Source organism: Ancylomarina salipaludis, from assembly GCF_004122035.1.
GTDB classification, from domain to species: Bacteria; Bacteroidota; Bacteroidia; order Bacteroidales; family Marinifilaceae; genus Ancylomarina; species Ancylomarina salipaludis.
Genome location: NZ_SAXA01000001.1, coordinates 103,326 through 128,541, shown reverse-complemented (window position 1 = coordinate 128,541; position 25,216 = coordinate 103,326). Strand labels below are relative to the sequence as shown.

At 33.8% G+C, this 25,216-nt stretch carries 25 protein-coding genes and 1 pseudogene; 22 read left to right on the top strand and 4 right to left on the bottom strand.

Annotated features, from left to right (window positions below; translation table 11 throughout):
* The first annotated feature begins 320 nt into the window (after window positions 1–320).
* From EO244_RS00595 to EO244_RS00540, 13 genes and pseudogenes are all read left to right on the top strand, one after another.
* Window positions 321–1,082, top strand: a complete 762-nt coding sequence (locus EO244_RS00595) for a hypothetical protein (RefSeq protein WP_129251920.1) — start codon at window positions 321–323, stop codon at window positions 1,080–1,082.
* 410 nt (window positions 1,083–1,492) lie between these two features.
* Window positions 1,493–2,074 (top strand): hypothetical protein, encoded by a 582-nt coding sequence (locus EO244_RS00590; protein WP_129251918.1) that lies wholly within the window; start codon window positions 1,493–1,495, stop codon window positions 2,072–2,074.
* Between the two features lie 131 nt (window positions 2,075–2,205).
* A complete protein-coding gene (locus EO244_RS00585; protein ID WP_129251916.1) occupies window positions 2,206–3,111 on the top strand; it encodes a restriction endonuclease in 906 nt (301 codons plus the stop codon).
* 52 nt (window positions 3,112–3,163) lie between these two features.
* Entirely contained in the window at window positions 3,164–3,637 is a 474-nt protein-coding gene (locus EO244_RS00580; protein WP_129251914.1) for a hypothetical protein, read from the top strand.
* Between the two features lie 8 nt (window positions 3,638–3,645).
* Window positions 3,646–3,996: pseudogene (locus EO244_RS17175) on the top strand (type I restriction endonuclease); the annotation flags it as partial.
* The gene (locus EO244_RS00575) at window positions 3,985–6,186 is read left to right on the top strand and encodes a DEAD/DEAH box helicase family protein (RefSeq protein WP_394343719.1); all 2,202 of its coding nucleotides are present in this window, start codon (window positions 3,985–3,987) and stop codon (window positions 6,184–6,186) included. The pseudogene EO244_RS17175 and the gene EO244_RS00575, both read left to right, overlap by 12 nt.
* A gap of 13 nt (window positions 6,187–6,199) precedes the next feature.
* Complete coding sequence (locus EO244_RS00570; protein WP_129251911.1) at window positions 6,200–8,755, top strand: N-6 DNA methylase; 2,556 nt, start codon at window positions 6,200–6,202, stop codon at window positions 8,753–8,755.
* A gap of 71 nt (window positions 8,756–8,826) precedes the next feature.
* A complete protein-coding gene (locus tag EO244_RS00565) occupies window positions 8,827–9,135 on the top strand; it encodes a hypothetical protein (RefSeq protein WP_129251909.1) in 309 nt (102 codons plus the stop codon).
* 50 nt (window positions 9,136–9,185) lie between these two features.
* The gene (locus EO244_RS00560) at window positions 9,186–9,431 is read left to right on the top strand and encodes a hypothetical protein (protein ID WP_129251908.1); all 246 of its coding nucleotides are present in this window, start codon (window positions 9,186–9,188) and stop codon (window positions 9,429–9,431) included.
* A 20-nt stretch (window positions 9,432–9,451) separates the two neighbouring features.
* Window positions 9,452–10,030 (top strand): hypothetical protein, encoded by a 579-nt coding sequence (locus EO244_RS00555; RefSeq protein WP_129251906.1) that lies wholly within the window; start codon window positions 9,452–9,454, stop codon window positions 10,028–10,030.
* The gene (locus tag EO244_RS00550; protein ID WP_129251904.1) at window positions 10,030–10,758 is read left to right on the top strand and encodes a hypothetical protein; all 729 of its coding nucleotides are present in this window, start codon (window positions 10,030–10,032) and stop codon (window positions 10,756–10,758) included. Before EO244_RS00555 ends, EO244_RS00550 begins: the two co-directional genes overlap by 1 nt.
* Window positions 10,745–11,662, top strand: coding sequence for a hypothetical protein (locus EO244_RS00545; protein WP_129251902.1), 918 nt, complete (start codon window positions 10,745–10,747; stop codon window positions 11,660–11,662). The genes EO244_RS00550 and EO244_RS00545 overlap by 14 nt, the downstream gene beginning before the upstream one ends.
* Complete coding sequence (locus tag EO244_RS00540) at window positions 11,646–13,706, top strand: P-loop NTPase fold protein (RefSeq protein ID WP_129251900.1); 2,061 nt, start codon at window positions 11,646–11,648, stop codon at window positions 13,704–13,706. The genes EO244_RS00545 and EO244_RS00540 overlap by 17 nt, the downstream gene beginning before the upstream one ends.
* Window positions 13,707–13,807: 101 nt before the next feature.
* On the opposite strand, the gene EO244_RS00535 is transcribed toward EO244_RS00540, so the two are convergent.
* The 4 genes from EO244_RS00535 to EO244_RS00525 form a co-directional block, all read right to left on the bottom strand.
* Window positions 13,808–14,008 carry a hypothetical protein gene (locus EO244_RS00535; RefSeq protein ID WP_129251898.1) on the bottom strand — a complete coding sequence of 67 codons (201 nt, stop codon included), beginning with the start codon at window positions 14,006–14,008 and terminating at the stop codon, window positions 13,808–13,810.
* A gap of 64 nt (window positions 14,009–14,072) precedes the next feature.
* Complete coding sequence (locus tag EO244_RS16840; RefSeq protein ID WP_164977373.1) at window positions 14,073–14,246, bottom strand: hypothetical protein; 174 nt, start codon at window positions 14,244–14,246, stop codon at window positions 14,073–14,075.
* A gap of 896 nt (window positions 14,247–15,142) precedes the next feature.
* Window positions 15,143–15,865 carry a LytR/AlgR family response regulator transcription factor gene (locus tag EO244_RS00530; RefSeq protein ID WP_164977372.1) on the bottom strand — a complete coding sequence of 241 codons (723 nt, stop codon included), beginning with the start codon at window positions 15,863–15,865 and terminating at the stop codon, window positions 15,143–15,145.
* Window positions 15,865–16,878: a LytS family sensor histidine kinase gene (locus EO244_RS00525; RefSeq protein WP_129251894.1), complete on the bottom strand. Its 1,014-nt coding sequence runs from the start codon at window positions 16,876–16,878 to the stop codon at window positions 15,865–15,867. Before EO244_RS00525 ends, EO244_RS00530 begins: the two co-directional genes overlap by 1 nt.
* Window positions 16,879–17,010: 132 nt before the next feature.
* Between EO244_RS00525 and EO244_RS17135 the strand changes: the two genes are divergently transcribed.
* From EO244_RS17135 to EO244_RS00485, 9 genes are all read left to right on the top strand, one after another.
* On the top strand, window positions 17,011–17,139 hold the full coding sequence (locus tag EO244_RS17135; RefSeq protein ID WP_262707903.1) for a hypothetical protein: 129 nt from the start codon (window positions 17,011–17,013) through the stop codon (window positions 17,137–17,139).
* A gap of 543 nt (window positions 17,140–17,682) precedes the next feature.
* On the top strand, window positions 17,683–17,922 hold the full coding sequence (locus EO244_RS17070; protein WP_317133210.1) for a helix-turn-helix transcriptional regulator: 240 nt from the start codon (window positions 17,683–17,685) through the stop codon (window positions 17,920–17,922).
* Window positions 17,923–18,721: 799 nt separating this feature from the next.
* Window positions 18,722–18,949, top strand: coding sequence for a helix-turn-helix domain-containing protein (locus EO244_RS17170; protein ID WP_129251893.1), 228 nt, complete (start codon window positions 18,722–18,724; stop codon window positions 18,947–18,949).
* 60 nt (window positions 18,950–19,009) lie between these two features.
* On the top strand, window positions 19,010–20,197 hold the full coding sequence (locus EO244_RS00510; protein WP_129251891.1) for a lanthionine synthetase LanC family protein: 1,188 nt from the start codon (window positions 19,010–19,012) through the stop codon (window positions 20,195–20,197).
* Between the two features lie 28 nt (window positions 20,198–20,225).
* Complete coding sequence (locus EO244_RS00505; RefSeq protein WP_129251889.1) at window positions 20,226–21,503, top strand: erythromycin esterase family protein; 1,278 nt, start codon at window positions 20,226–20,228, stop codon at window positions 21,501–21,503.
* 107 nt (window positions 21,504–21,610) lie between these two features.
* Complete coding sequence (locus tag EO244_RS00500) at window positions 21,611–21,823, top strand: class I lanthipeptide (RefSeq protein ID WP_129251888.1); 213 nt, start codon at window positions 21,611–21,613, stop codon at window positions 21,821–21,823.
* A gap of 7 nt (window positions 21,824–21,830) precedes the next feature.
* The gene (locus EO244_RS00495) at window positions 21,831–22,043 is read left to right on the top strand and encodes a class I lanthipeptide (RefSeq protein WP_129251887.1); all 213 of its coding nucleotides are present in this window, start codon (window positions 21,831–21,833) and stop codon (window positions 22,041–22,043) included.
* A gap of 79 nt (window positions 22,044–22,122) precedes the next feature.
* On the top strand, window positions 22,123–24,324 hold the full coding sequence (locus EO244_RS00490) for a lantibiotic dehydratase family protein (protein ID WP_129251886.1): 2,202 nt from the start codon (window positions 22,123–22,125) through the stop codon (window positions 24,322–24,324).
* Window positions 24,269–25,216, top strand: coding sequence for a thiopeptide-type bacteriocin biosynthesis protein (locus EO244_RS00485; protein WP_129251884.1), 948 nt, complete (start codon window positions 24,269–24,271; stop codon window positions 25,214–25,216). Before EO244_RS00490 ends, EO244_RS00485 begins: the two co-directional genes overlap by 56 nt.

Sequence of the window (25,216 nt, the reverse complement as noted above, 5' to 3'; positions counted from 1 at the left end):
CTATTCTTTTTTAACCATCTATCAATTTAACAGTTCGTCAATTGTATATTGACTTTTCAACCTTTTAACCTTTAACCTTTAACCTTTATCCTTTGGGACTTTATCCTTGCTTGTCTTTAACCTTGAATCACTTTAACCATGTTACCATTGACCAATGCCTATTGACTGATAACCGACAACAAGTTTTTTTTGGACTCTTTGACCTTTAGACTTTTCAGACTATTGGACTTTTCGTCTCTTGGACTATTTGACTTTTAAGACCTCTCAATAATTCATAATTCCTAACTCATAATTATTAGCTGTCATTCATAATTGTTTCGATGAAACCCATGAACATCCCCATAGAACTCCTGGTCTTTGCCCTTTCCAACCAAAAGGTCAATCCACTGCGACTTTTCTTGTACTTGAAAAGCCAGGGCTCGGGCTATGTCAAATGGGATGTTGAGTTTAAGGAAAAAATACTTTCAGACCTCAATCTGAAATCACCCAAAACCATAGAGGCCAATCTCACTTGGCTTTTAAAGAACGGCTGGGTGAGCATGAATACCAAACGAGGCTCTGTTCGCGTGGTGGGGTATTTAGTTCTGGCTAAAAAACTCCATTTTCAGTGTGCAACAGGTGCTGTTTGTGAACTACAGAATTTAAAAAACTTCCGCCCATTCATCTATGCAGCGGTGGTCACCTATTACCTTCATTACAAAGATAGGATAGCAAGGCAGTCGGCACGAAAAAAAGGGCGTACCACTACGAATTGTCGCTACCGTGATCTTCCAGCCGATTATCTGGCTAAGGTTCTGAATTTAGGAAAATCCACCATTGTCCGTTACCGGCAAAAAGCATGGGATGCAGGCTTTATAAAAATGAAACATCGCTACCAACCCCTGCTTCTGCCCATCGAGGAACTTGAGTTTTGTCGCATCTATGGCGATGAGGAAGCATGGCAATTGGTTATACACAACAACCAAGTCAAAATCCAGCTTTCCAACGCCATCACATCCTACATTCATTTGCGCACAAAACCCAGTCTGAAAAAGCATATTCAGGCAAGGAAAAAAGTGGACCCGTTATATGAAGGGTTTTAAAGGGAACGCTGCGCCCAGCAGCTTTTCCCTTTAAAACCCATCCCGACCAATCGGGAACAGATTTGACCTTTATTTTTTTTAGCAGTGAAACAGTTAAGCAATATATCAGTCATTCATTTAACCTTTCTCCTTTAACCTTCATTGTCCGCCGTAGCAGTTTTCTGCGAAGGAGGCCTTTAACCTTTTTCGACCTTTCGACTCTTGGACTTTTCCCCCGAGGCTTCGGGGTTTTGACCTTTCAGACCTCTCAATAATTCCTAACTCATAATTCTTAACCGTCATTCGTAATTATTAATTCGTAATTCATTTGCCATGCAACCAATTAACTATTGACCAATGCCTATTGACCAACAACCAATAACAGTTAATTACCAAATCATCACATCATCTTATCCTCAAATCACCTCATCATGAAATCAACAATCAAAACCCACCTCCACAACCTATCCCAACAGATAAATATCCTAATCAGCTTCTTTCTTGAAAACGAAGCTCTCTTATCTCCAGGCCTCATTCGAATCCTGGATCAAGCTCAATTGGAGTTAAAAGATCTTTTAGACCTCAAGTTCGAACTCGAGAGAAAGGTGGCCCTGTTCGAAGCCATTCAAATGGTGATACAACATCCCCGATATTTCATGTCTGATTCACCCAAGAAGTTGGTTGAAGCCTATTCTCAGGAAAAGCACTTCCGACGCTTCTCACCGGTCCTAAACACCTTCATGGTCTATGCCAACGACATCGCCAGAGAGATGCTCAACGCCAATCACCAGCTTGTTGAGAGCTTACCACCTTTGTATCAAAACATCCTTTCTAAGAGTCGAAGAAACAGGAGAGAGGGCTTTTGTAATACCCTGCATCAAATTGTCTACGAACAAGCCTATCCAACCAACCTAACCAAAGAATGTCATCGGATCTCTAACTTTATTACTGAGCAATGCCAGTCAAATAAATCATTTAAATTAATTGGATCAAGTTTAAATCAGAATATTTGAACATAAATTTCTACTAATGAAGCTTTGTCATATTCATATTTTGTTAATTTTGAATTCACCCTCTTAATTCAAGGAAAATAGCCTTGTATCTGAGGTGATAGCTACATATTGTAATTAAAAAATCAAATCCAATGGCAAAATCAAAGTCAAAACTTATAGCTGAAAAGACAATTTTCGCAGCCTTCAAAATCTTGAAAGAAGCGGGTGGCGAGATGAGAGGAAGAGATGTGGTAGATAAAATTAGAGAGACTCTTGATTTTAATGAATATGAGAAGCATGTGTATGAAAAGACGGGATATGTACGTTGGGAATCAGCCTTGCAATTCTATTCAATAGACTGCATGAAGGCAGGCTATCTTAGAAAGAAAAAGGGCCTTTGGATATTGACAGATGAAGGTCGGGCTGCAATAAAACTAGGACAAGAAAAACTATTGGAAACAGCATCAAAGAAATATCGTATTTGGGATGCAAAGAGAGTTAAGACAGATCAAAAACAAGATGATGTGGAGACCGATGACCTTAATGGAGAACAATCCCAACAACAACGTGCTCTATTAAATCAGTACGAACAAGATGCGAGTGTTGGATTACGTGCCTTTATTCTTAATAAAAACCCTTATGAATTTCAGGATCTTGTTGCTTCTCTATTGAATGCCATGGGATATCATATTTCTGATATCGCTCAGAGAGGACCAGATGGAGGTATTGATATTATAGCTTATACCGATCCTTTAGGAACTCAGCAACCACGAATTATTGTGCAGGTAAAACACAAGCCTAATGATTCGGTTTCTTCTGACGAAATTCAAAAGCTTTCGGGAACACTTAAGAGGACCACGGATGTGGGTATCTTTGTGACTTCGGGGCAGTTCTCAAAACCTGCTATAAAGGAGGCAAGAGGCTCTAGAGAGCATATTGAGTTGATTGATTTCGACAGGTTCATAAATCTTTGGGTTGAGTACTACTATAAAATGTCAGATGAGCAGAAAAACATGCTGCCATTACACCCAATTTACTTTCTTGGAAGTAATGAATAAGATGTTTTAGTTTTTATAAGAACAGATACTTGAAAATTGAATGATTAAACCGATGAAATTAGCAGTAGTAATATTAGGAGTACAGAATTCAGGAAAAACCGAAACCTTAAGAAAAATCGTTAAAAAATATACAGGCTTACCTCAAAAGCAAATGAAAGCTGGATGGCGTTTCCTTAGTATTTTTAAAGAAAAGATATGGGAATTAAAATTACATGCTTTTTTTGTGCCTGCATCACCCTCTGAAACTAAATATAAATTGGAAGATCGAATTTTAGATTTAGGACACTCGCCAGAAATAATTTTTCTTGCTGAACAAACTGATGGAGAAAACAGGAAAAGCACATTTGATTTTTTAGAAGAAAATAAATACAAAATATTGGACTTTGAATTATCCAATAAAAATGGTGGTGGAATCTGGGATCGATTCACTCCAGAAAGCAAAGAGGAAAAATTAGATACTAGAACCAAAGAAGTCATTACCAGACTAAAAGAAGAAATTAAAGCAGTACTTCTTAAAAAAAACTAACCCAGAATATGGCGCAAAAAGAAGCTAAAGCACGAATCAAGATCAATAAATTATTGGAAGAATCAGGTTGGCGATTATTGGATAATGGACAAATCAAAGCCAATGTGACTTTCGAAAACCATATGAAAATCACCGAAGAACTTTTAAATGACTTGGGTGAAAATTTTGAAAAAACGGAATCAGGTTATGCTGATTATGTTTTGTTGGATGATAAAGGATTTCCCGCAATTATTTTAGAAGCCAAATCTGAAGATAAGAATCCATTGGTTGGAAAAGAGCAAGCACGTAGATACGCCAAATCTCAAAATTGTCGTTTCGTGATTTTGTCAAACGGAAACTTGCATTATATGTGGGATGTTACCAATGGTAGCCCTTATATCATCACCAAATTTCCTTCTCCTGATTCAATTGATGAGTACAGTAAATTTAAACCAAGTAAGGATAAATTGATTAATGAGTTAGTGGATGATAATTACATTGCCACTACTCAAATGCCAGAATACGCAAAGGCACCTCTCTATCAGAATACTGAAACGAGAGTAGAGTTCTGTAGGGAAAATAACCTACGCTTCCTTAGAAACTATCAAAAAAGAGCAGTTCATGCTATTCAAAAAGCTGTAAGTGATGGTAGCAATCGTTTTTTGTTTGAAATGGCAACAGGTACAGGTAAAACATTAACGGCTGCAGCTGTAATAAAACTTTTTCTGAGAACAGGGAACGCGAGTCGAGTATTGTTTTTAGTCGATCGTTTAGAGTTGGAAGACCAAGCCAAAAAAGCGTTTGTTAACTATCTGAAAAATGATCATACAACAGCTGTTTACAAAGAAAATCGTGACGATTGGAATAAAGCTGATATCGTGGTGACCACTGTTCAGTCTCTACTTTTTAATAATAAATACCAAAGAATATTTAAGCCAACTGATTTCGATTTGGTGATTTCGGATGAAGCGCATCGTTCCATTGGAGGAAATGCCAGAGCCGTATTTGAATATTTTATAGGTTACAAGCTCGGATTAACGGCAACGCCTAAAGACTATTTAAAACGTTTCGATAAATCAAAGTCTGGAAGTAGAGATCCAAGGGAATCGGAGCGCCGATTGCTTTTAGATACCTATCGCACCTTTGGATCTGAGTCTGGAGAACCGACTTATCGATATTCTTTACTCGATGGTGTGAAAGATCCCGAAGGTCCATTCTTAATTAACCCACTGGTAGTTGATGCACGCACAGAAGTTACGACACAATTACTATCAGACGGAGGGTATGCCGTGATGGATTTTAATGAAAATGGTGAAGAAGAGGAGGAAGCTTATTTCAAAAGAGATTTCGAGAAGAAATTCTTTTCTGAAGATACCAATCGTGTTTTATGCCAAACATTTTTAGAGGAAGCCTTTCGTGACCCGATTAGCAATGAGATTGGAAAAACAATTTGTTTTGCTGTTAGTCAGAATCACGCAGCTAAATTAACTCAGATATTAAATGTATTGGCGGATAAAATATGGCCTGGAAAATACAATTCTGATTTTGCAATACAAGTAACATCCCAAATAAAAGACGCACAACAATTCACAATTAACTTCACCAACAATCAATTGTCTGGGAAAGCCAATTTCGAAGAGTGGTACAATACATCAAAGACAAGAGTTTGTGTAACTGTTGGGATGATGACCACGGGTTACGATTGTACTGATTTATTGAATTTGTGTTTAATGCGTCCAATTTTTTCACCAACCGATTTTATTCAGATAAAAGGACGTGGAACACGAAAGCATGCTTTTAATGAAGAAATAACCAATACAAACATGCAAGAGCAAATCGACTTACATGAAAAAAGTAGATTCAAATTATTCGATTTTTTTGCCAATTGTGAGTATTTCGAAAAAGAGTTCGATTACGATCAGGTCTTAAAATTGCCTGTTCAATCTAATTCAGAAAGAACAAATGGAGAACCTGTAGGTACAATTCCTGAGTTTGAGAATCATGATAAAGATTTTGTACAAACGCTTCAGGAAACAAAGATTGGGTACAATGGGATGAAAATCGATCGTATGTTCTTCGAGAAATTCGAAGATGCTGTAAAAGATGATGACTTTGTAAGTGAAAATGTAAAAGCGGAAAATTGGGATGTGGTAATCAACCATATCAACCAGGAGATCATGAACAAACCAAACGAATTTTTTACTTTAAACAAGCTGAGAAAATCCGTTAATGCAGACAGACGAATCTCACTCCGTGAAATATTGGAATACATTTTCGGAATGATTCCTAAGTTCAAATCAAAAGATGAATTATTGGATGAAGAGTTTACCAAATTGATTAGTGTTTTGAATGTAGAAGAAGATGTAGATTTTGGTGCTTTGAGGTATTTTTTCAAATCCTATATTATCGATGGGAAAGTTCGGGATATTATAGAAAACAAACGCTTTGCAGATCTGAATGTTAATCCATCTTTAAACATGGTTGACTACAAAGCGGTACCAAAAAAATGGAGAACCATCATACCCGAATATGTAAAAGATTACGTTTCTTTGAATCGTTTTATGAATTAATCGCAAAAGAAGAATGCTAGATAGTACCACAAAGAGAAGAATCGATTCAGCAAGGGATATTTTGGTAGGAAAAGTTCCTGATCCAAAATCGCAGGTAGAGCAAATCACCATAGCCTTAATTTACAAGTTTATGGATGATATGGATAATGAATCGGAAGAGTTGGGTGGAGAACGTACCTTCTTTAAAGGAGATTTTGAAAAATACGCCTGGCATAAGATTTTCGATCCGCAAAATGGGGGGTTCGACATGATCAGCCTTTATGCCGAAGCAATCGATAAAATGGACATCAATCCCAATGTACCACAATTGTTTCGTGATATATTCAAAAATGCCTATTTACCTTATCGCGATCCGGAGACATTGCGTTCTTTCTTAAAAGAGATCAATAAGTTTGAATATGAGCACAGTGAGCGTTTAGGGGATGCTTTCGAGTATCTGCTATCTGTAATGAGTTCTCAAGGCGATGCAGGTCAGTTTAGAACACCTCGCCACATAATTGATTTCATGGTCGATGTCATCGATCCGCAAAAAAATGAATCGATAATGGATCCAGCCTGTGGTACTGCAGGATTTTTGATCTCGTCATACAAACACATTTTAAAAAATAACTCTTCCAATTTCAATCCTGAAACAGAAGAGAAACTATATGCCAATCAGCATGCCTCAGCAACCGAAACGGTTGTAAATGGCAAGCAATACCGTGGAGATAAACTAACACCAGATGATAAAGTACGTTTAGCTAGGAATATTATTGGTTACGATATTTCGCCCGATATGGTGCGTTTATCTTTAGTGAATATGTATCTGCATGGCATTACAGAACCCTACATTTCAGAATACGACACTTTAACCAGCGAAGACAAGTGGAACGAATATGTAGATGTAATTTTGGCAAATCCGCCATTTATGTCTCCAAAGGGTGGAATCAAACCGCATAGCAAGTTCAGTATTCAAAGCAAGCGTAGCGAAGTGCTTTTTGTGGATTATATGGCAGATCACTTAACGCCTAATGGTCGTACCATGGTAATTGTACCCGAAGGTGTTATTTTCCAAGCAGGTACGGCATACAAGTCTTTACGTAAAAAACTAGTTGAAGAAAATTATTTAATAGGTGTCATCTCTTTGCCTTCAGGTATTTTCAATCCATATAGTGGGGTTAAAACCTCTATCCTTTGGTTTGATCGTTCTTTGGCAAAAAAGACAGATAAAATCCTTTTCCTAAAAGTGGAAAACGATGGTTTTGATTTGGGTGCACAACGTCGCCCAATCAAACTAAATGATCTGCCTGGAATTGCCCAAATCATCAAATCATACAAACAAGCTTTAATTGAAGATAAAGAGTTTATTTTGGAAGAGAAGGAAGGCTTATTGGTTGAGAAGGCAAAAATTGCAGAAGATGGAGAATACAATTTAAATGGTGGAAGGTATAGGTCAAAAGCAAAAATTCAAAGTTCGTTTAAGATAGTTGAAATTGGAGAAATTTGTAGTCTAATTAGTGGCGGCACTCCTTCAAAAAAAGAATCAAAATTTTGGGAGAATGGGGATTTTCCATGGATATCATCAAAATTTATTGATGATAAAGGCAATATTACAGGTTTTGATTTAATAACTAGATGTGCAATTGATGAATCATCTACTAAAGTAGCTCCTAAAGGTTCGACTGTTGTAATAACACGTGTTTCTGTTGGAAAGACTGCTTTTGCCCAGTTTGACTGTGCTATTAATCAGGATTTGACAGCTTTAGTCGTTAAAGATAAAAATGTAATTCATGAAGAATATCTATATTTAGTATCTTCTAAGATAGCTTCTATAGTTGAAGCAAATGCTGAAGGTATTGGAGTTAAAGGTGTAACAAGGAAATTTCTTGAAAAAATCCAAATTCCCCTTCCACCTTTAAATATCCAAGAAGAAATAATAGAAGAAATCCAATCCTACCAAAAAATCATAGATGGGGCTCGCCAAATTGTAGATAACTACAAACCTACAATTAACATCGATCCTGAGTGGGAAATGGTGAAGCTTGGAGATATTTGTAAACCAGAATATGGTTATACTGATACTGCAAAAGATTCTGGTGATGCAAGATTTATAAGAATAACGGATATTAGTTCTACAGGAGAATTAATTGAAGTTAATCCTAAATTTATATCACTTTCAGCAGACTCAGAAAAATATGTACTCTATAAGAATGATGTTTTGGTTGCGCGAACTGGAGCAACTTTTGGGAAAAGTATGATTTTTCAAGAATGTGGAACTCCTTCTGTTTTTGCGTCTTTTCTTATCCGATTAAGATTTGAAAAGTTAATCAATCCGAAGTATTATTGGGTTTTTGCTCAGAGCCAATACTATTGGGATCAGGCTAATAGGTTAGTTACTGGAGGAGGACAACCTCAATTTAATGGTAACGCAATTAAACAAATTATAATTCCTGTTCCACCAGCTGAGATTCAAGAAAAAATCATATCTCAGGTAGTTGAAGAATTAGCATTGGTTAATCAAAACAAACGCCTAATCGAAATCTTCGAACAAAAAATAACAGATAAAATCAATTCCGTTTGGGGTAACTAACCCAAATTAAAATACTTGGTGCTCTCACTCTTTTGTGAGGGTACCAATAATAAAAACTAACAACCATAATAATGAGTTATACACCACCACAAAAAATTGAAAACATCCTTGATGCCTTAAAACTAAGATCAAAAATCAATCCTGTGGATCTCTACTATCCTCAATTTCCAGATAAAAAAAGAAAAGCAGGTGTCGCTTACGGAAAATGGATTGAGATAATGAAAGAAATTAAGAGTGAAAATTCATTTCTATCCAGATTAGACAAATGTGTTTATACGGTTACATCAGATTCAGAAGAAGAAAGAAAGGCATTCCAAAAATGCAAAGATGACTATTACGAAATCATCAATGAAATCCATGAACTTGTAACCCGCAGATAAAAACAACCTGTCAGCGTCTTTCAGACCTGACAGCGTTTTTTTTTTATAATATGAACCGAAAGAACCTCTTGTCACTTCACGAAGCCATGGTAGTTGCCTTAATTACTTTTCCTGGTCGACAAGCCTCTTTCGAACAAATAGCAGAATTTATTGAAAAGCGTAACTTATTTCCTATTCGAAGAGGAAATATTACGCTTTCAAAACAAATAGAATTAAGAGCAATCCAAAGCAAGGGGAGATATCATCATTTATTTGAGGATTTGGGAGAGGATAGGATTCGTTTAAGAAATTTTTAATATCAGATTCATCTTAATTAATGAGTAATAATATCAAACCTAAAGCTTTTATCAGCTGTAGTGTTCGCGACGAAGATAAAAAATTCAATTTAGCAGTAGAAAAAATAGTCCGAAAGCATGGTTTTGAACCTTGTGGTACGGTAGGCAGGTACGTGAATTATGCAGAACCTGTTCCTGTTTCTATGAAAAAGGAAATTGAAGCATGCGATATTTTAGTTGTTGCTGCACCCCCTAGATTTAAACAAACAGAAATCTCTTCAAGTAATACGAACATCTCTGTTCCGGAAATGATTTATATAGAATCAGCAATGGCATATTCCAATGAGAAACCTGTAGTCGCTTTTATACAGGAAGGAGTATCTCCAGGCAATTTTATTTCTAGTATTACCCAATATTTTACTGTTGATTCAACAACATTAAAGGTGAAAGAAAAGAAACAACTTAAACCTTTCTTTACAGATTTACACAATAAAGTATCTGAAACCATTAAAGAGAATAAAAAAGAGACTGCTCTTGTTTTGGTAATATTTGGATTTGTTGTAATTGGTATTTGTACAGCAGCAAATTGGGTATATAAACAATTCAAACCTAAAGAGTAATGGAAGAAGCCTATCAAATACTCGATTATCTACCACAACGATTTAAAAACCCTAAAGAACAGGAATATATTGAGTTTTTGTGGAAATCTTTTGAGTCAAACTACAAAGAAGAAAACTATCAATTTGCTTTAATGGCTTATCATATGCTCTTCATGAGTTTTGTCTATTTCAATGTTTGGCAAATAAAGAACAATACGGAAGATGATTTTCAAAAATCATTGATTGGATTTGCTGATAGAATAGAGAAGAACTTCAACAATGCCTCTTCACCTTTTACCTTTAGCGAAGAACAGGAAGCTAAAATCTTTTCTTTCCTAAAGTTAATTGGAGTGGGAAAAGAAAAAATAGGTCAGTACAAGAAGCTGGTAAATGACCGTAATGATATCGCTCATAGTAATGGTAATATTTACTATCAGTCAACTGATGCTATAGATCAAAAGATTCATGATTATTTGCGATTTGCTGAAGAGATTCAGTCACACTCTAATGATTTAATTCAAGGATGTTTCACGAAATTCTTATTAGAAAGTGTTGACATAGAAGAACGTGAATATCCTGATGATAATGATCAGATCAATGAAATATTGATTAATGAACACTACTTATCGCAAAAAGACATTCAATTCTGTGCCAGCGTAGATATTACAAAATTTGAAGGATATGAAAACTCAGAATCCATTCAGAATCTATACAACAAACTAAAAGAAGATTACATTGAAGAAGAATAAAATCGTAAAATACATTTGTTTAGCATTTATAATCATTGTTATACTATCTCTATGGTTATCTTTTAGAAGCGAGGTAAAAAATGATTTCCATTCTTTTCCATATGAATTGAATGAAAATGAATCATTAAGTACGTTATCGTTACGTTCTCTTGAATCAAATAAGTTGTTATTAGATATTACATTAGAAGACACCAAAAGAGTAATTACTAATGTTCATCTAACTTCTTTTAATATTAATTCAGGAAAGAATAACTTGAAAATTCATTCCAAACAAATTGCACTTCCATTCCATTCTGAATGGGCTAATGGAAAAGGAAAATATTATTTCAAGGATATTGAAATTTACATTCCTACAAATCAATCATTTTATCCTTTTTCTTCAGTTCAAACTAATTTGCAGATTTCATTTAAAGATTCTGATAACAACTCTTTTGCTTCTAAAGAATTGATTTTGGTAGATTACTTACTCAATCATACTATTGAAGTGAATAAGCAATTTAAAGATCCATTCACAGAACAAACTAAAGGAAAAATAGCTATAGATTTAAAAAAGGGGGAATCTGGTTTTAGTATTGTTTTTAAATACTTATTTGCTTTTAGGTTGTTAGTAGGCGCGGTATTAATCATCTTATTCAGTGGCTTAATTTATATAACCTACACCACAATAAAATCCAAAACAGTAGAACTTAATCAGTTAATAATTACGATTACCATATTTTTAGGAATACCAGGTTTAATATCCTATTTAAAATTTGACAGTAACGGGGTAATGAATGGTGTTGATGTATGGATCATAATGGTAATTGTTTGGATACTAATTCTCTTTTTCCTACAAATAAATAAGCTTGCAATACTCAGGCACACGAGTAATCATAAAAGTAAAAAAAATGAAATTTTTCGATGATTTTCCATATAATATAAAAAATTCAAAAGAATATTATAACGTTGAAATTGAATTTCCTGCATATATTCCTGGATTAGGAAATGAAAAACTTTATTACCATGTTATGGGTTCTAGAGATATTGCAGATTATCTCGAAATGGTTAGGGATGGTAGTGTAGGAGATCAACATATTGGAGCACGAAGCTTTAAAATTGTTCAGCTTAAGGCAATAAGAATTTTTGATTTTTCTAAAGTAAGTGATTTTAATTCTCTTGATAACTATGGTGATTATCAGGAGGAATATCGTAAAGCTAAAAAGGTTGATTTAACTCCTCTAGAAGTTTATGAAAGCTTAGGTCGAGATGTTACTAATGACTTTAAAATTGACCTAAGAAAATTACATAACGTTTCAGGACAAACTAAAGAACAACTTATTGATGAGATAGAGAGCCATTTGCACCCCGAACAAATATCCAAACAGATGTCTAGTGGAGAATCTCGTACTTCTGGTCAGGGTAATGTATTAACTGACGCTATTGAACCATTTACATCTGGGAATGGTCAAGGAGAATCGCAAAATAATGATCCTCTTTACACAGAGTTAGAATTCATAAAATATAATTCATACAGTATAAAAGATTCCAAGCTACCTCCAGCATTCCAAGTAGAACAAATTGCTGAAGTTTTTGCTGATCACATTACAGAATTCAAAAAAGATAATGGACAAATGCTTTGTGTTACTGGGAAATGGGGGCGAGGTAAAACCTATTTTATTAATAAACTATGCGGTAAGTTAAATATCGATTATGAAACAGCAACTTCAGAAGATAAATCAAAATTTCACTTTGTAAAATTCCACGCTTGGAAATACCAGGACACGCCTGCTATTTGGGCTTATCTTTATAAAACTCTGATTTATTCATATACAGATAAAATTAGTAAAATTAGCTTTTGGAAACCTAGACAATATAATAAAAGTAAATATTGGCAGATATTTAAATTAACTGTTGCATCCAAAGGACATTGGAACACTTGGCTTAAATCAACTCTTTTAATTTGTTTTTCTTTTTTATGGTACTTCATTTTTTCTTTCAATGAAAAATTAGAAGCTTTCAAAGAAATAAGTCTATTGTTTGGAGGAACATTAGCATTATTACTTTTTATTTTCAAGGTGTTATCATTTCGTGCAAGTACTAAAAAGCCATTAAAAAATCTTCTTCAAAGCTTTAGTAAAGTTCCATCTTTTAATCAACTTTTAGGCTTTCAGGCGGAGATCCAAACTGAGTTAATACATCTTTTAAAAGCTTGGATAAATAAATCAGACGAGAAACGATTATTACTTTTTATAGATGATCTTGATCGTTGTTCGGAAGATCGAATGATTCAAATTGTCGATGCCTTGCGAGTAATGTTAGAAGATCCTGAAATAACAAGTAGAATGATCGTCTTGGTAGCGGTAGATGAAGAGAAATTAAAAAAGGCTATTCGTCATAAATACAAAGATTTATATAAGGATGATGAAGTGGAACTGGTGAAGCTGGAAAATGAATACATGGACAAACTTTTCATTTCAGGAATTAAATTAGCTTCACTAACAAAAGTAAATCGAGTCGAATTTTTCGAAACAATTTTGAAAGATGAAAATCATCCATCATTTAATGAAGATTCTAATTCTTCTGACTCTTCAGTTGAAGGAAATTCTTCAGGAGCAGAGAGAGTAAGAGCGACCTCTGATGGTGGTGCTACTTTCTCTCAAACTTCGGAAGAGTCTATCGGTAATAGTGGACATCCCAATACCTCACTTCCATTAGAAGAAGAATATGTTGAATTATCTGAACATGAGATAGAATTATTTAAAATAGAATTAGAAAAGAAAGAGGATTTAAGCCCTCGCCAAATACGTATTCTTTACTATCGTTATCGTCTGGCAAGGAATTTATGGGCAAAATCGCACCCGGCTGAACAATTTCCCTCAGAAGCAATTGTAACAAATCTATTTTTAGATAAACCTAAAATAAGCGAAGCACAAGGGAAAGATATTTTAGAAATGGTAAGGGCATACTAAAAAAATCCTGTCAGATATTAATCTCCTGACAGGATTCTTTCTTTTAACCTGACAGAGTGCTCAGCACCTGTCAGAGTTAATTTTGATCATGCTTATCTTAATTAACTTTTATGACAAGCTTCACAGCAATGCGCACATCCATCAGCTTTATTATAGTAATTCTTTGCTGCGGCCACAGCTGAAGCGCAACCATAATGAATTCCTAAATCGATCTTATCAGAAGGCATCCAATAACATCCTTCTTTATGTACTTCATGATCGCCATTTGGCTGTTGATTGTTATTCACGTAATATCTTGGCATTTTTATACATTTTACCATTTTCTGACTAAGTATCAGGTCTAGTCAACTAACCTATAAATCACATTTATTTTTCTTTCCGGACACCTTTAAAAGGTTTTCCGTCTTGCTTTACGTCCATAAAACGTCCAGTTTCAGTATCTCTTTTGACATATTGCTCCGTTTTAGGATTATAAGTCTGAGATCTTTTCCGAACTGCTCCATTTCTGTGTCCATCACCTTTAGGAGGATTTGTAGCCATATCTTAAAATTTATGGTTTCAAAAAGTAAAGTAGCTTACTTCAAGCAATTGTGATTTCTTTTTTACTTTCAGTCAAAAATGATATTTTTGTGTCGCTAAAAACAAAAGTCTTAAGTGACTAAACAGCAGACCAACACAATTTCTTCGGTCTGCTGTTATTTTCCAAAATCCTTGCCACAAATCAAGACTGACAGACTATAATGCTGCATTTTTGTTAAATGCACTATGTTTAGGGCTGAGTTGTCAATTGTCGTTGATGTTAAACAAGATTATTATTATGATCATTTGTCAGGTCTTAAATAGTTATCCTGACAAACTGTCTTTATGTAAATAATAAGGATGTTTTTGTCTTTTATTTATGGTTCTATACGCAATAGGTAGTTTGTAGAATAAAGCCTTGAGTCTTTCCCTCAAAGTGTGGTCACTGAGCGTCGTCGAAGTGGGGTATCAATAAATAGACTTAACCTGTCAGCGTTTTTTTCCCCCACTGGTGCGAGATTGTATCTCGTACCCTGCGAAGCAGAAAATCCACTTAATTCAACTTCAGTTGTTCCTAAGCCTCATCCTTTCTACTTTTAAACTAAAGAGATCCCACAGGCATTTGTCTCAGTCTTGCTAGCTTATATTCTTATCATCGTATTTTCTCCTTTTGGTATTTAGAGGGGTGCTTTTATGAGATTTTCGGGGTCTCACTTTTTTGTTGAGGCTCCGAATAAATTTCATAAAACCTGTCAGAGTCTATTTCCGACCTGACAGCGTTTAAAATAAAACCGAATCAATAAAACTCAAACTGTCCCCTTTAGAGTATAAAATTAATATCATAGCCTCACTATAAGTATCTCAAATTTGGGATCTAGCTTTTGTTTGAAAACTTCAGGATTTTGAGTTGTTGCTTTTTATCTGAATTTCTTCTTTATCCAATTTAAAAGATTAGACTGTTCACTTATCCCTATTTCATGTTCCTCTTTATTAGAGTAGACTATGAGATCCTTATGGCGTTTCATCTTTATGCCGTTCTCAAAAACAATATAACTTCGATTAATTTCATTAAAATCAATATGCTTCTCTCTTAACAGATCCTTCGCATCTTTAAGAAGTAAATTAACTTCTTTATCTGCTGGTTGATCAGTATAGTGCCAGGAAGTGTATTTGCCTTCCGCTTTTAAATAAGATAAATTGGACGGATCGATATACAATTGCTCCTTTTTCCCATTGGGAATAATAATCTTAGATGATACACTGTGATGAGATTCAGTTGTGTTATTTAGCTTGAGACATATCTTTTTCAATATTTCATTATCAATGGGCTTATTTAGATAGCCTTGAATTGTTGCAATGCCATCATGATTTATAACCTCTTGTATGGGATTTAGATGACTTGTAACAAAAACGATTTGAGCTTTGTATTTGATTTGATCAAGCACATCTTTCCCATTAAGCCCAGGCATGTCATGATCTAGAAAAATGACATCAGGCTTTGTTTGATTTATCCTTTGGATAGCCTCAAATGGATCGTCAATTAAAGCTGTTTCTCTGAGAAATGGATATACCTTGAGCTTCTCACTTAGCTCTTCTAAGAAAATAGCTTCATCATCAACGGCAATATAATTTAAACTCATCATACGGTCAGTTGTAATTTTGCGATATAGGTATTGTTATGGATGGTATTTGAAATATTGTACGTATTACTCGACTGATCAAGAAATTTGCTGTATTCCTGATCACCTAAGCCACCTAATAATTTTTTTTGGTTCATCTCAGGATGCATAGGTGTTTCAACACTGTATTCAAATATGTTCTGCCGGGATGTCAGATTGATTTTTAGTGCTTTTTTCTTAAAATACCCATGCTTAATTGCATTGTCAATATAATTGAACAAGACTGTAGGTGGAACTTGTATATCCGTGCGATTTAACTTGGTTATTATATCTACCTTAATGTTCTTATTCATCTCAATTAATGAACAGAACTTTTCAAGATGTGATATTTCAGTTTGCAGGTGAATATTCGAGATGCTATGGCTGTAAATTAGATAGTTTAAGATATCAATGAGGAGCGTAAGACTTTTCTCTAGCTTGTCATTGTATGTGTTAAGGTTCAACTTCAGATTGTTTAAGGTGTAGAGTTTAAAGCCAAACAATGAAAAACAATTTTTAATACTATAATCTTCTATTCTAAGCTTTGATTCAATAAAAGCGCTGTTGATTAAATTTTTTAGGAAATGAGGAGAAAGGCGATAAGCATGAAGTTGATTCTCGCTTGCTTTAAATTTCTCCTTTGCAAGCAGGAGTTCTTGGTATGCCTTTGAGTATTTATCTTGATAGTTTGTATTCTTCTCCTTGAGGTCACAAATTTCTTTTCGAAGCTGATTTTCGGAGTTTTGATACAATTCGATTTGCTTTTGATTCTCATTAACCTGCATTTGCAATTTATAGCGCTCAGCTTCTATCTCTTTAAATTTTTGCTCAAAAGCTAGTTTTTCACTTTCCAAATTCTCCGAATTTGAATCAGCAAATTTTCGTCTCAAATAGGATATTACAAGAAGAATTAAGAGGACAATAATTATGATAGCATACCCATTCATGTCCTGTGCATCATCAATTAAACGCTGAAAAAATCTCAAAATATGCATTTCATTCTTTTTTTATGGGGATTCATTCCTTTTTCAAAATTGACTCAGATGGCTTAGCTAGTTTTGAATTGTCAGGAGGATCAAAACTAGTATAAAATCACATTTTTTAAGTTAAATTTTAAAAATAAAATTATGAGTAAAACAAATTCTAATTCAACTTCAGGATCTAAGTCTAATTCAAGCACAAGACCTGCCAATGGGCCAAGTACAACAGGTAATCCTTCAGGAAAGGGTAGAGGAAATAATTCTCCTAAAAAGTAATTATTACATCAATTTTTAATCTTTAAAAAAATAGAAAACGATGTCATTAAATTCAGATTACGACTACACTCAGGATGAGCTAGATAATCATTCAAATCAATTAAATCCAAATAATGATGCCTATGAATCGAGTAGGAATCATGATTAATTCTCAGATTAAAGCTCAAAAAATGAAAACCGCAGCAATTCTGTTGCGGCTTTTCTATTACAGTCATTCTTATAAAGACCTTAAAACACTTCGGTTTCTATCTGTGATTCATTTTTGGCCCCACTGGTGCGAGATTGTATCTCGTACCCTGCGAAGCAGAAAATCAACTTAATTCAACTTCAGTTGTTCCTAAGCCTCATCCTTACTTCTTTTAATCTAAAGAGATCCCACAGGCATTTGTTACAGTGTTGCTAGTTCATATTCTTATCATCGTATTTTCACCTTTTGGAATTTAGAGGGTTGCACTTTTAGTATATTTTCGGGGTCTCACTTCAGTTGAGGCTCCGAATGAATTTAAAACTATACCCGAAAAGGTATAATTTACCTCACGAAATATATTTTTATACCCGATAAGGTATAGTTGTACTAAATTTTGCACACATGTCATTATCAATATTTATAAAAGAAAATTACTGAACCTAACTCAACAAGATCTAGCTGAAAAAGCAGGAGTTGGCTTGAGATTCGTTCGTGATTTAGAGCAAGGCAAATCAACTTTAAGAATGGATAAAGTCAACCATATCTTAACCCTTTTGGGTCAAGAGTTGGGGCCTGTACCACAAATAAGGAAATGAAAAGGAAATAAGGCGTTCTCTCCTCGGGCTGCTGCAAAAAGTTCGCCAGGGGTTTCCAAAATCCTACCAGCTGTTCCACTGTTTTAAAACCTCATCTTTTCTGCTTTTATTTCTAGAGATTCTACAGCCCACAGACATTTATTGTTGAATATGCTGTATTGAAGGATTAGATTTTAAATAATCTTATTCTCTAATTATAGTGATTTCTAAGCATAATATTGTTTTTCTGATATCATGCTAAAACAAGAAAATTCCTCAAGTGAATTATACTTGTAAATCTAATCACTGCCCATGATTAGGTAGTAATCAATAAATGAAAAGTATAGTTTAGTATTTTATATGAATTTACACTTTAGGTTTTACTCTTTATGTTTATGAATTTAAAGTATTTCTTTCCAGTATAGATGCAAGTTTGATTCAATTTTCATGAATATATAAATATTTCACTTCTTATATTATTGATATTAATATGTTTAGTGTTTAAGGATAGTCTTATGCTTAAAATATCCTCCTTTTTGCTTAAAATATCCACCCTGTGTATTGTTATTAATGCCAATTTCGACAAACATATAGTTCAGTATGGTTAGTGTTTGTGTTATTTGGATTGTTGATTTATGCTAATTAATGTTTTGTATGAATACATCTTATTGTAATTGTATTGGCTTGTTAGATAGTGATTAATCGTTGTCGTTACATTTAGTTTGTTATGAGGTAATATTTATATGAAAAGATTCTGAGTTTTGTGTTTGAATGCTTTATCAATATTCCATTGTATTAAGGAAAGGTAAATGTTTAAGTTATGAGTTATAGGGAGTATGTAAATAGAATCGAGTACCTAAAGTATCTCATTAACAATAAAAGAACTGGTACAGCGCAAGAATTAGCGCTGAAACTTGGTGTTTCACGTAGAACTGTTTTTGATTATTTATCACACCTAAGAGATGAAGGGCATCGGATATGTTATTGCCGAAAAACAAGAACTTATTGGTTTTTAGAAGACAATAATAGATGTTTAGTTGGTATTTAAGATAAATCACAAGAGTGCAATGGAAATGCACTCTTGTGATTTATTTTTGAACTGAAGTAAATGTTTTTATTGATTTGTTATAGAGGAATATGTTTAGGCATGAGTGAGGGAATTAAAAGTATAGTAGAAAATAGAACACTAAGAGTTGAGAATATGCTTTTATTAAACTCAAGTTTTATAAAGAATATTGGGTTGATGCATGGTAAGATGGGAATTTCTATATTTTTTTATCACCTCGCACAAAAATCTAGTCAGGATATTTATCAGAATTACGCAGAGGAATTAATTGATGAGATTTATGATGAGATTAATGATTCAGCATCTATAGATTTTGAGAATGGATTAGCGGGTATAGGGTGGGGGATAGAATATTTGGCTCAAAATGGTTTTATTGATGCAAATACAGACGACGTTTTAGAGGAATTTGATAGACTTTTATTTGAAGAAATAAGTAATGACACTTCGAAAAAGGTAGAATTATTAGATGGATTGATTGGAATAGGATTCTACTTTCTGAAGCGAGTTCAGAATTTAAAAGGAGATAGCTCAAAAACTAGTTTAAATATACAGGCATTAATCCACTTGTTTGAATTATTTGATAAAAAATTGACATGTCAACAAATTGAAGAATGGTTGTCAGATGATATAGGCGTTTCTGGAAATAACGAGTTTCTAAAAAACGAATTAGTTAAAGTTGATGTAAAGTCAATTGTGAAAGAGTCTTTCGATATAACTTGGAATTACACAGTTCTTCTCTGGTTTCTGATTGAAGGATACAATCAAGATGTCACCAACTTGAAGGCGAAGGAATTGATTTTACGCCTACTCAAACCGCTTATTGATCATAGACATTGGCCAAAATTGTACGGTAAGCAATTGTTAATTCTACTATGTATTGAGAAGTTGAAATCTCAATGTCAAAATATCTATGATGATCTTCATGATTTTCATTGTCGTCTTGAGCTCGAGATGTCAAAAGTCAGCCCAACTATATTAATTAATGTGTTCGACAAGAGTGTCAATAATTTAAGGTTTGGACTTGTTGGGGTAGCTTGGGTTTATCAACAGCTATTCTATTTGACAAACAAAATTGATTATCAACGTATGTCGAATTTCCTTCTAAAAAATAAACGGAGTTTAGATAGTCAGGAAAAGCTTTTCGAATTTGCAAATGGTCAACAATCATTGGGTGTGTTAGAGGGCTTGATGGGGATTCATGTTTTTACTCATTTATATAAATCAGTATAATTTCAATTACAGTGTTAAATAATAAGCTATGAGATTTTTTTTGTTATTAACGGTATTGTTATGTTCTGTTTCAGCAGTAAGTTCCCAAGTAACTTGGGACAAAGAGTACGATAAATATCTTTTTCCAATTGAAACAACAGATCCGAATGTTGCAACTAATGATGATCTTATAATAATTGACAATGTTCTTGGTGGTAGACAGATTGTCGCATTAGGTGAGGCAACACATGGAACAAAAGAGTTTGTAACAACCCGGCATAGATTAATCAAGCGTTTGATCACAGAACACGGCTTTAGAGTTTTTGTAATGGAAGATGACTTTACGAGTTCTTTAGAAATTGATCAACTCCTTACAGGAGAAGTTGACGGTGATATTACGAAGGTTATATCTAAAAACTGGATGGGTGCTTGGAGGAATAAGGAAATGGTATCTATTCTGAATTGGATAAAGGAGTTTAATAAAAATCGAGAAAAAGAAGAAATGGTGAGGGTATATGGATGTGATATGACCTGGTATTCATTTGCAGCAAAAAAGATGTTGTCTGAGCTGAGAGTTAATAATTTACTATCAAGAGATATTGAAATAGGTTTAGTAAGCTTGATGAAATACGACAGACGTAAAAAAATGAAAAAGTCTCAAAAGCAAACGATCAATAAAATGCTTGATTTATTACAGACTTTATTCTCTGATTTGGATATCGAAAATAATAAACAACTAGGAAAGCTCAATATTATGTCGAAAACTCTAGTTCAAAGTCTTGACTATTATTCTTCAAAAGGATTTATGAAAACAATTAAACGTGACAAGTATATGGCAGAAAATTGTAAATATATATTCCAATTAGAGAAGCATAAGAAAATGATAATATGGGGACATAATCAGCATATTGCAAATAAATCAGATAATTCAGCAAAACCACCTATGGGCAGTTATCTGAAAAAACAATTTGTTGATAAATATTATGCTCTCGGTTTTGCATTCTTTAAAGGTGAATTTACAACATATAACCCCACAGAAAGAAAAAGTATGGCTTGTCCAGCTGGTGAACCCAATGTGAATTGTGTTGATGTAGCTTTCGCCGATGCACAGTATCCAAATTTCTTTATAGATTTTATGAATCCTATTGTGTTAAAGCATATGCCAAATTTACTAGTCAAGAAGGTTTTGTCACGAAGTGGAGGGGCACTTTACTTTCCAGTTGATGACAACAGAAATTATCGAAAACACATTCTTAGTAAAAGCTATGATGGTTTGATATTCATAAGGAATAGCACTGCAACAACTCTTATTCCATCCAGCAACTAGATTTCTTTAGTCTATGACATTAATGATCATAGATAATGAAATTAATGTAAAGGCAATGGCAGTGATTAATACTGCTTGTTTATTAATAATTTCTAAAATTTAACAAAATGAAAAAAAAGCAATTAAAAAAATTAAATCTTAAAAAGACTGTAGTTTCTGAACTTTCAGACAATGATCAGTCAGAGTTGATGGGGGGACTTTCTTCTAATCGAAATTGTACAGGGTTTTTATGCTGTGATCCATATTTCACTGAGTATAATAATGATATATGTCAATGTCCTGGAAGAGACCCATATTCATGTCCAGTAGGAGGATATTAATTCCTGAGTGAAAAGAAAACAATTAAAGAAACTAAGTCTTAAGAAGACTGTAGTTTCAGAACTTTCGAATAACGATCAGTCGGAAATTATGGGTGGTGGTTCATCCAATAGAAATTGTACAGGATTTTTATGTTGCGATCAAACTGCGTCTTTTACAAATTGTGACGCCTGTCTTTGTACAGCACATGATCCTTACTCTTGTCCTACAGGATCGTACTAGTAACGAAAAGAAGAAGTTGAAAAACTTCTTCTTTTTTAATGGCATAGTTGATTTCATCTCTTAATTTAAAAATAAATAAGTGAGCTTAATTGAATTTGAAAATTTTGTATTTAGAGTACCAATAGAGCCAGTTTCTATTCTTAATGATGTATTCAGAATCGATAGTGTTGATAAGAATAAGATAAATAAAGCCTTGTTTCGTGAGGCCTTATTTCTAGCTACTCCAGAACTATCAACAAGGCTAACGAAATGGTTTAAAGATGATGTTAATACTCTGGAAAATTTTGGGAAACTTGATTTTTCTTATTTGAAATATCTGATTCGAATGAGTACACGGTGCACGCCGTTTGGATTATTTGCTGGCTGTAGTGTGGGAAAGATTGGTAGTGTAAATGATATTGAACTTAATGAAAAGGATAAATTCCAGAAAAAGATCCGTTTGGATATGGATGTCATTGGATCTTTATGCCAGGGCCTAAAGAAGCGAAAGGACGTTTTTTCTTATTTAGTATATCATGTGAACACCAGTCTTTATGAACTAGGTGATAGCTTACGCTATGTAGAGGTAAGCTACAAGGGAAGCCGTAGAAAATATCAACTCAGTTCTGTTGAAAGTGACGAGTATCTTCTGTTGATATTGGATAAGGCGAAACAAGGGAAAAGAATTGATGAATTGCTATGTTTATTAACTGATGAAGGGTTTGAGGAGGAAGAGGCTCTGGCCTATTTACATAGCTTGATTGATAGCCAGTTGCTGGTTAGTGAATTAGAATTACCGGTTATAGGGGATAATGCATTAAAAGATGTAATACATGTTATTAGAGATATTCCTGTATTAGGTGCTGTATGTGCTGAGCTTGAAAAAATAAATGGTCATTTGCAAAAAATATCTGAAATTTCACCTGGTGTAGATATTACCACTTATCAGACGGTTAAAAGTGATTTATCTCCACTCATAAAGAATCTAAATAGCAAATATTTATTTCAATGTGATTTATCCGTAACACCGAAACAAGCCACTGTAGATAGTAAGATATTAGATCACTTGAAAGATGCTTTTGGAATAATTAATAAACTATCTATATATCCGGAAAATGAATATTTAAATGCGTTTAAGAAAAAATTCTACGAACGTTATGAGGAGGAAGAGGTACCTTTAGTTGAAGCTCTGGACACCGAAAGTGGTATAGGTTTTGGACGTTTAACGGCATTGCTAACAGATGTTAACAGTTTAGTAGATGATTTGTATATGAAACCCCAGCAACAAGCTACTCAAGTTGCACTTGATAAGATTCAACTATTTCTAGTGAATAAATATGATGAATGTATTAAGGATAAATCTCTTGAAATTGTAATACAAGAATCTGAATTAAATGATTTTCCTGAAAACTGGAGTGACCTACCAAAGACGATGAGTGCTATGGTGGAAATTTTGGATAAAGGATCAGAAAGCAAGGAGCCTTTAATACATGTCGGTAGCTTTGGTGGTTCAACAGCTGCAAAACTTATGGGACGTTTTTGCCATTTGAGTCCTGAAATAAAAGAATTGGTTGAGGAAATTGTAAGTGTGGAAGAGAAAAATCAGGATGTGCTCCACGCAGAAATTGTTCATTTGCCAGAATCACGCGTAGGTAATATTCTTGTCAGGCCTGATATTCGTCAATATGAAATTCCCTATTTGGTGAATAGTCTTAAGGATCTAAAATCAGTCATCAATATTTCGGATATCATGATTTCTGTTAATAATGGTGAAAGAATTGTTCTCCGTTCCAAAAAGAATAATAAAGAAATTAACCTTTTTAACACCACGGCTCATAATTTTTCTGGGGGCTCTTTGCCTATATATCAATTTCTCAGTTCTATGCAGAATAATGGAAAAAGAAGCTTTGTTTCTTTTGGATGGGGAGCTTTCTTGACTAGAAAACCATTTTTACCTAGAGTTCGTTATAAAAATATAATAATTAGCCTGGCAAAATGGAATATATCGAAAGATGATTATGTTAATATTCCTGATGTCAATGAAAAGAACTTTATGGAAGAAGTTAATAGGCTGAAAAAACGTTTAAATCTACCCAATAAGTTCTATCTGATTAAAGGAGATAATAAGTTATATATTGATATTTCCTTATCGATATATGCAAAAATACTTTTTATGGAAGTGAAGAAAAATCCCTTCACTATCGAAGAGTTTTTATTTAATGAAAAAAACTCTCTTGTGACTAGGGATGGCAAAAGTTTTACCAATGAATGTATTTTCTTCTACAAAAACAATTCGAATTGAAATGACATTAAAACTTGAGAAACGAAGATTCTTCCTGGGAGATGAATGGTTATATTATAAATTATATGGTGGCCCAAAATTGTTGGAAGATATATTGGTGAATGATATTTATTCAGTGCTAGATGATTTGAAAAGTAAGGGTGAGATCGAGAATTACTTTTTTTTACGTTTTGCTGATCCTGAATACCATCTTAGATTAAGACTTTTTATTCCCCAAAAGGAAAATCTTGGGAAAATTATTTTGGTTGTAAATCAACTTCTATCAACATACGTTAGTAATAGATTAATTCATAAGGTTGAAAATGAAACATATGTTAGAGAGATTGAACGTTATGGAAAGAATACAATTGGATTTTCAGAAGAGCTGTTCGGATATGACAGTGATTTAATATTGAAATATCTGAATAAACAAGAAGGTGAAAAACAAGATAAATGGCGATGGTTATTTGGTGTAAGACTTGTCGATAACCTTTTAAATAATTTTAATTTAACTATAGCAGAAAAGAAGTCTCTTTTTGATCGACTTAGTCATGCTTATTTACAAGAATTTTCAGGAGGCAAGGTTCTTAAATTGCAGTTAGATAGGAAATTTAGAAAATACAGGCCTATGTTAAATTCCATACTTGGTCCTGATGAGTATTCTGATGAAAATGATGTGCTTATAAGAGACTTTCTAAATGTAACTAAAAATCTGTGTGAAAAAATAATTAGAACTGTAAACCTTGAAGGATCTGATTCAATGTTGGTTAGTTTATTGAATAGCTATATACACATGCATTATAATAGATTGATTCGAACTAAGCAACGTGCAAGTGAACTTGTGATATACTATATGTTAAGTAAATACTACGAATCGTATATGGCTCAAATGAAATATAGAAAGCGTAACTAA